We start from the raw sequence: 7,194 nt of genomic DNA on the forward strand, positions 1-7,194 counted from the left end.
CCGTCTGCACCGCGCGAGAGATGGTGCGGCTCGTGGCACAGTGGACGAATGGCCACAGCGGGCACCCGCGGCGACGGCATGCGCCGTGCCAACCTGTCGCTCGTGCTGCGCACGGTGCATCGCGAGGGCCCGCGCTCGCGCGCCGCCCTCACCGAGGCGACGGGGCTGAACCGCTCCACCATCGCCGATCTCGTCGCCGAGCTGCAGCGCGCGGGGCTCGTGGTCGAGCGGGCATCCGATGCCCAGGGCCGCGTCGGCCGCCCCTCCCCGATCGTCGTCCCCGACCCGCGCGTCGTGGCCATCGCCGCGAACCCCGAGGTCGACGCCCTCGACATCGGCGCCATCGCTCTCGACGGGACGATCCTGGCCCGGGAGCGCGTGGACCAGCGGACCCTGCTGACCCCCGAGCGCACCGCCGCGCTGATCGCCGAGACCGTCGAGACGTGGAGGCGCGGCCCCCTCGCCGCGGCGCAGATCGTCGGCGTCGGCCTCGCCGTGCCCGGCCCGGTACGCGCTTCGGACGGTCTCGTCCGCGAGGCCCCGCACCTCGGCTGGACCGACGCTCCCCTCGCGGATCTGGTGACGGATGCCACGGGCCTGACCGCCCACGTCGCCAACGACGCAGCCCTCGGCGCCCTCGCCGAGTACCTCTTCGGCGCCGCGCGCGGCGCGCACGATGTCGTCTACCTCAACGGCGGCGCAAGCGGGATCGGCGGGGCGGTGATCGTCGGCGGGACGCCCCTGGGCGGCGCGGGCGGCTACGCCGGAGAGTTCGGGCAGAATCGGCCGGGCATCGTCGACGCGACCGACCGGCGCGCGGCGGAGGGCGTCCTCGAAGACGAAGTCAGTCGCGCGCACCTTCTCGCGGCGGTGGAGCTCGACGGCGGCGACGATGCGGCCCTGGCCGCCGCCTTGGCATCCGCGTCCGATCCCGTGGCGCGCGCCGAGGTCGACCGCCAGCGACGGATCCTCGCGACCGCGCTGGCGAACGCCGCGAACGTGCTGAACCCCGCCGTCGTCGTGCTCGGCGGGTTCCTGGCCGTCCTGGCCGGGCGCGACCTCGCCGGTCTCGACGCCGCGGTGCGCGCGCAGACCGTCCCGGCGTGCGCCGAGGGGCTGCGGCTCGCCGTCGCCGAGCTGGGCGGGGACCGCCTGCTCGTGGGGGCCGCGGAAGCGGTGTTCGAAGCCGCCCTGTTCCCGGGGCGCTGAGCGTCCGGCATTCACCCATGCGCGGGGGCGGGAGAACATCCCGTCGCGCCCCGATGTCGGCGGTCCGGGGCAGGATGGACACGTCGACGCGAGGAGAACCATGACCGAGACACGACCGGCCGGCACCACCTGGTCGGGAAACCACCACTACCGTGCCACCGAGGTGCTGCTGCCCGCCGACCTCGACGAGCTCGCCGAGGTCGTGGCATCCGCCGATTCGCTCCGCGTCCAGGCGACCCGGCACACGTTCAACGACATCGCCGACGCCGATGCGGCTCTCGTGTCGCTCGAGCGCATGCCGACGCGCATCGACCTCGTCGGCGATCGCGTGCGGGTCGAGGGGCTCGTGACCTTCGCGCAGCTCGCCCCGGTGATCGAGGCGCAGGGCCGGGCGCTGCACAACCTCGGATCCCTCCCGCACATCTCCGTCGCGGGCGCCACCGCCACGGGCACTCACGGCTCGGGGATCCGCAACGGCAACCTGTCGAGCGCGGTGCGGGCGGTGGAGATCCTGGATGCCACCGGCCGCCCCCACCGCATCGATCAGGGCCACGAGTGGTTCCCGGCGGCCGCCCTGAGCATCGGCGCCTTGGGCGTCGTCACCGCGGTCGAATTGCAGACCGAGCCGACCTACGAGGTGACCCAGCAGGCGTACACCGGTGTCGCGTGGGACGACATCGCGGGCGACCCGGAGCGGGTGTTCGGCGGTTCCCGCAGCGTCAGCGTCTTCACGACCTGGGGCGACCCGGCGCACGACCTGGTGTGGGCCAAGAGCGATGCCGGCGCGCCGGAATGGGTGGAGGATCTCGGCGGTCGGCCGGTCGGCGACGACATCCACCTCGGGCGTATCCGCACGGTCGACAACACGACCCCGCGCGGATCCGTCGGTCCCTGGCACACGCGACTCCCGCACTTCCGCGCCGATGCGCTCCCGAGCGACGGCGACGAGATCCAGTCGGAGTACTTCGTGCCGTTCGCCGCCGCGCGCGACGCCCTCGCCGCGGTGCGGGCAATCGCCCCCGCGTTCGACGCGCAGCTGTTGGTGACCGAATTGCGCACCGTCGCCGGCGACGACCTGTGGCTGAGCCCCGCGTACCAGCACGACGTCCTCGCGATCCACTTCACCTGGCGCAACGACACCGAGGGCGTGCTCGCGGTGCTGCCGCACATCGAGGCCGCACTGGCGCCGTTCGACGTGCGACCGCACTGGGGCAAGGCATTCACCATGCCGGGTGCGGCCGTCCGCGCGGCCCTCCCCCGGGCCGCGGACTTCGTCGCCGCGGCCCGCGAGGCGGACCCGCGGGGCGTCTTCCGGAACGCCTTCGTGGAGCGGGCGCTCGGGAGGTAGTCCGGTACGCCGACCCGCCCCGCGGCACCCGGATCAGCGGCTGGAGTAGCCTCCGTCGATCGGGAGCGAGACGCCGGAGATCATGCCCGCACCGTCGCTCAGGAGGAACACGATCGGGGCCGCGATGTCGTCTTCGGTCGCCCACTTGTGCAGGGGCATCGCCTCGAGGAAGGGGCCCTCGATGTCGGGGCGTCCCCAGTACCACGCCGACATCGGCGTCATCACGACGGTCGGGTTGACGCTGTTGACCCGGATGCCGTACCCGCCGAGCTCGAGGGCCGACACGCGCGTGATGTTGTCGAGCGCGGCCTTGGACGAGCCGTACGAGATGTGCCCGGTGAGGGCGACGAGACTGGCCTGGCTCGAGACGTTGACGATCGCGCCGCCCTTGCCGACGCGGATCATCTCGCGCGAGGCGTACTTCGTGACCAGCAGCGAGCCGCGCGCGTTGATGCTCATGACCTTGTCGAAGACATCGATGTCGGTCTCCATCGGGGTGGCGATCTCGCCTCCCCAGCCGCCGCAGTTCACGACGCCGTAGAGGTCGCGACCCTCGATCGCGGTGCGGATCTCGTCCTCCGACTCGAGGTCGAAGACGACGGGCTCGGCGCCGGTCTCCTCGACGATCGCGGCGACGCTGTCAGCCGTGCGTCCCGCCGCGAGCACGGTCGCTCCGGCGGCGACGAGGTGGCGGACCGTCGCACCACCGATCCCGCCGCCGGCTCCGGTGACGAGGACGATGCGGTCGGTGAATTCACTCATGGGCGGGACTCTTTCGGGTTTCACGGGGCGGGGACGACCTCGATGTCGTCGCGGCCCATGATAACCACAGAATCACGCGGATGACTTCGGTGTCATGACGAATTGATCACGGACGTTGACACCGGTGTCATGATGGGCTTACCGTAACCGAAAGCTCGACCCGGTGGGCCCCCACCGACACCGCTTCACCGACGCAGCACTCCGATGTGCGGCGCCGCCCGGAAGGACCACACCGCTGTGACCCACACCTCGGAACCCGACGAGACCACCCCCGCCGTGGTCGTGCACCTCGACGCTCTCGTCGACCGCGCACGCACCCTCGTCGCGGCCGGCGATCGCCGCGTGCTGGGTATCGCGGGCACGCCCGGGGCGGGAAAGTCCACCGTCAGCGACGCCCTCCTCGCGGCCCTCGGCGCCGACGCGATCCTCGTCGGCATGGACGGCTTCCACCTCGCGAACGAAGAGCTCATGCGCCTGGGGCGTCGCGAGCGCAAAGGCGCACCCGACACCTTCGACGTGGACGGCTATGTGGCTCTACTCGACCGCATCCGCGGCGGGCACGCCGTCTACGCTCCGCGCTTCGACCGCGACCTCGAGGAATCGATCGGCTCCGCGGTTCTCGTCCCCGCCGACGTCCCCCTGGTCATCACCGAAGGCAACTACCTGCTGCACGACGATTTCGGGTGGGATGCCGTGGCATCCCGTCTCGACGAGATCTGGTTCCTCGACGTCGACGCCCAAGAACGCCACGACCGTCTCGTCGCGCGCCGCCTCTCGCACGGTCACCCTCACGACGAGGCCGTCGCCTGGGTCCGCGATGTCGACGAAGCCAACGCCGTCATCGTCGAGCGGGGCCGCGACCGCGCCGATCTCGTCATCACCGTCACCGACGCTCCCCCTCGGAACGCCGGACACCACGAAGGAGCCTCCTCATGAGCACCACCACAGCCACGCCTGTGCTGCAGGCGCGGGGTCTCTCGCGCCAGTTCGGATCCGTCCGCGCCCTCAACAACGTCGACTTCGAGGTCTACCCCGGCGAGGTCACCGCACTGATCGGCGACAACGGCGCCGGCAAGTCCACGCTCGTGAAGGCGCTGTCGGGAAACCTCGCGGTCGACGAGGGCGAGATCCGCTTCGACGGGCAGCCGATCGACATGTCGAACCCGCAGGTCGCCTCCGCGCTCGGCATCGAGACGGTCTACCAGGATCTGGCACTGGCCCCGCACCTCGACCCGGTGCAGAACATGTACCTCGGCCGCGAGATCCGCCGCCCGGGCCTCGCCGGGGCCCTCGGCTTCATGAAGACGAAGGACATGGCGAAGGCGTCGCGGGCCGCGTTCGACGAGCTCGGTGCGACGGTGCGCAGCCTCACCTCTCCCGTCGGCGAGATGTCGGGCGGTCAGCGCCAGGCGATCGCGATCGCCCGGGCAGTGCACTGGGCCTCGCGCGTCGTCTTCCTCGACGAGCCCACCGCCGCCCTCGGCGTGCGTCAGACGAAGAACGTGCTCGAGACGATCCGCCGGGTGCGCGACAAGGGCATCGCCGTGGTCTTCATCTCGCACTCGATGCCCCACGTCATCGACGTCTCCGACCGCATCCAGGTGCTGCGCCTGGGCACCCGCGTGGCCAACATCCAGGCCGCGGACACCTCCATGGAAGAACTCGTCGGGCTCATGACCGGCGCCGTCACGAAGGACGACCAGAAGTGAGCACCAGCACCCCTCCCACCGAGACCGTCGCGATCGGCACGTTCGACGACAACCAGAAGGTCAACCCGGTCCGCCGCATCCTCCGCACGCAGGCCTTCCAGATCCTCCTCGTCCTGCTGGCGATCATCATCGTCTTCAGCATCATCGCGCCCGACTCGTTCGCGCAGTGGACCAACTTCCGCCTCATCATCCAGAACGCCTCGATCCTCGCGGTCCTCGCGGTGGGCATGACCTACGTCATCATCACCGCCGGTATCGACCTGTCGGTCGGGTCGGTCCTGGTGTTCTCGGGAGTGGTCGCAGCCATCGTCATGCGGGCGCTCGGCGGAGAGGGCTGGGGCGTCGCCGTCGTCGGCATCCTGGTCGCGATCCTCAGCGGCGTGTGCTGGGGACTGCTGAACGGCTTCCTCATCGCCAAGGCGAAGATCCCGCCGCTCATCGTCACCCTGGGATCGCTCGGCATGGCTCTCGGGCTCGCGCAGATCCTCACCGGCGGCGTCGACATCCGCGACGTCCCCACCGTGCTGACTGTCTCGATCGGCTACGGCAACGTCTTCGGCAGCGTCCCGATCATCAGCGTCATCGCCCTCGTGGTCGTCGCGATCGGCGCGATCGTGCTGCACTACACGCGCTTCGGTCTCTACACGCTGGCGGTCGGATCGAGCGAGATCGCCGCCCGCCGCGTCGGCGTCAAGGTCGACGCGCAGCTGATCAAGATCTACACGATCTCCGGTGCTCTGGCCGGACTCGGCGGCATCCTGTCTCTCTCGCAGTTCTCGACGACGGCGATCGCCGGCCAGTCGCAGACCAACCTCAACGTCATCGCCGCGGTGGTCATCGGTGGCACGTCGCTCTTCGGCGGGGTCGGCACGATCATGGGCACCGTCGTCGGTCTGTTCATCCCGGCGGTGCTGCAGAACGGCTTCGTCATCACGGGCGTGCAGCCGTTCTGGCAGCAGGTCGCCGTGGGCGCGGTGCTGATCACGGCGGTGTACGTCGACCAGGTGCGCCGCACCGCCGCCACGCGCGGCAACTCGCAGGGCCTCTGGCGCAAGTTCCTCAGCGGAGGTCGGCGCGGCTGAGCCGCGGCGGCGTCCTTTCCCCACCCACACCCGAAACACACAACCCGAACCAAGAAACGGTGATCACAATGAAGTGGAACAAGAAGGCGACCGTGCTCACGGTCTTCGGCATGGCGGCGACTCTGACCCTCGCGGGCTGTTCCGGCGGGGCCGCCTCGGGCGGCGCGTCCGGCGGCTCCGACGGCGGGTACAAGATCGCGTTCGTGCAGGGCGTCGCAGGAGACGAGTTCTACATCTCCATGCAGTGCGGCATCGAAGCCGAAGCCAAAACCGAAGGCGCCACCGTCACCACCCAGGGCCCGGAGAAGTTCGACCCCACCCTGCAGAAGCCCATCGTCGACGCCGTCGTCGCCTCCAAGCCCGACGCGCTGCTCATCGCCCCCACCGACGTCTCCGCCATGCAGGCGCCGATCGCCGCAGCCGAAGCCGCCGGGATCAAGGTCGTCCTCGTCGACACGACGCTCGAGGACCCCTCCGGCGCCGTCGCACAGGTATCGAGCGACAACCAGGGTGGTGGAGCGGCCGCGTTCGAGGCCATCCAGAAGGCCAACCCGGGCGGCGGCAAGGTCCTCGTCGTCTCCACCGACCCCGGTGTGTCCACCACCGACGCCCGCGCCCAGGGCTTCGAAGACGCCGTCAAGAAGGACAGCAAGTTCAGCTCCGTGGGCGTGCAGTACTCCCACAACGAGCCCTCCACGGCTGCCGAGATCGTGACCGCCGCGCTGCAGAAGGACCCCGACATCGTCGGCATCTTCGCCGCCAACCTCTTCGCCGCCGAAGGCTCCGCCACCGGGGTCCAGCAGGCCGGCAAGCAGGGCGCCGTCACCATCGTCGGTTTCGACGCCGGTCCCGCCCAGGTCAAGGCCCTCGAAGCCGGCACCGTCCAGGCCCTCGTCGCCCAGGAGCCCGGAACCATCGGCTCCGACGGCGTCAAGCAGGCCATCGCCGCGCTGAAGGGCGAATCCACCGAAGCCAAGATCCAGACCGGCTTCACCATCCTCACCAAGGACAACATCAACGGCGACGGCAAGGACGCGGTCTACAAGTCCTCCTGCTGACGTCTGACCCCGGATGCCGGGACCCC

Annotated in this window: 7 protein-coding genes; 6 read left to right on the forward strand and 1 reads right to left on the reverse strand. The window is 70.4% G+C overall.

The features are described 5' to 3' along the window. The first annotated feature begins 48 nt into the window (after positions 1–48). Positions 49–1,209: an ROK family transcriptional regulator gene (locus NS220_RS09725; protein ID WP_058623876.1), complete on the forward strand. Its 1,161-nt coding sequence runs from the start codon at positions 49–51 to the stop codon at positions 1,207–1,209. Between the two features lie 100 nt (positions 1,210–1,309). After that, positions 1,310–2,557 carry a D-arabinono-1,4-lactone oxidase gene (locus NS220_RS09730; protein ID WP_058623877.1) on the forward strand — a complete coding sequence of 416 codons (1,248 nt, stop codon included), beginning with the start codon at positions 1,310–1,312 and terminating at the stop codon, positions 2,555–2,557. A gap of 33 nt (positions 2,558–2,590) precedes the next feature. On the opposite strand, the gene NS220_RS09735 is transcribed toward NS220_RS09730, so the two are convergent. Beyond that, positions 2,591–3,319, reverse strand: coding sequence for an SDR family oxidoreductase (locus tag NS220_RS09735; RefSeq protein ID WP_058623878.1), 729 nt, complete (start codon positions 3,317–3,319; stop codon positions 2,591–2,593). A 237-nt stretch (positions 3,320–3,556) separates the two neighbouring features. On the opposite strand from NS220_RS09735, the gene NS220_RS09740 reads away from it, so the two are divergent. The 4 genes from NS220_RS09740 to NS220_RS09755 all read left to right on the forward strand — a co-directional run bounded on the left by NS220_RS09740 (position 3,557) and on the right by NS220_RS09755 (position 7,168). Next, complete coding sequence (locus NS220_RS09740) at positions 3,557–4,255, forward strand: nucleoside/nucleotide kinase family protein (protein ID WP_242864586.1); 699 nt, start codon at positions 3,557–3,559, stop codon at positions 4,253–4,255. Further along, on the forward strand, positions 4,252–5,028 hold the full coding sequence (locus NS220_RS09745; RefSeq protein ID WP_058623879.1) for an ATP-binding cassette domain-containing protein: 777 nt from the start codon (positions 4,252–4,254) through the stop codon (positions 5,026–5,028). Before NS220_RS09740 ends, NS220_RS09745 begins: the two co-directional genes overlap by 4 nt. Continuing rightward, on the forward strand, positions 5,025–6,110 hold the full coding sequence (locus NS220_RS09750; protein WP_058623880.1) for an ABC transporter permease: 1,086 nt from the start codon (positions 5,025–5,027) through the stop codon (positions 6,108–6,110). The genes NS220_RS09745 and NS220_RS09750 overlap by 4 nt, the downstream gene beginning before the upstream one ends. 68 nt (positions 6,111–6,178) lie before the next feature. Continuing rightward, on the forward strand, positions 6,179–7,168 hold the full coding sequence (locus tag NS220_RS09755; protein ID WP_058623881.1) for an ABC transporter substrate-binding protein: 990 nt from the start codon (positions 6,179–6,181) through the stop codon (positions 7,166–7,168). Positions 7,169–7,194: the final 26 nt, after the last annotated feature.

Source organism: Microbacterium testaceum, assembly GCF_001476655.1.
Classification (GTDB): Bacteria; Actinomycetota; Actinomycetes; order Actinomycetales; family Microbacteriaceae; genus Microbacterium; species Microbacterium testaceum_C.

Excerpts from the sequence above, each read along its gene's own strand:
- NS220_RS09725 (WP_058623876.1), top strand. The coding sequence starts at position 49 with ATGGCCACAGCGGGCACCCGCGGCGACGGCATGCGCCGTGCCAACCTG.
- NS220_RS09730 (WP_058623877.1), top strand. The coding sequence starts at position 1,310 with ATGACCGAGACACGACCGGCCGGCACCACCTGGTCGGGAAACCACCAC.
- NS220_RS09735 (WP_058623878.1), bottom strand. The coding sequence starts at position 3,319 with ATGAGTGAATTCACCGACCGCATCGTCCTCGTCACCGGAGCCGGCGGC.
- NS220_RS09745 (WP_058623879.1), top strand. The coding sequence starts at position 4,252 with ATGAGCACCACCACAGCCACGCCTGTGCTGCAGGCGCGGGGTCTCTCG.
- NS220_RS09755 (WP_058623881.1), top strand. The coding sequence starts at position 6,179 with ATGAAGTGGAACAAGAAGGCGACCGTGCTCACGGTCTTCGGCATGGCG.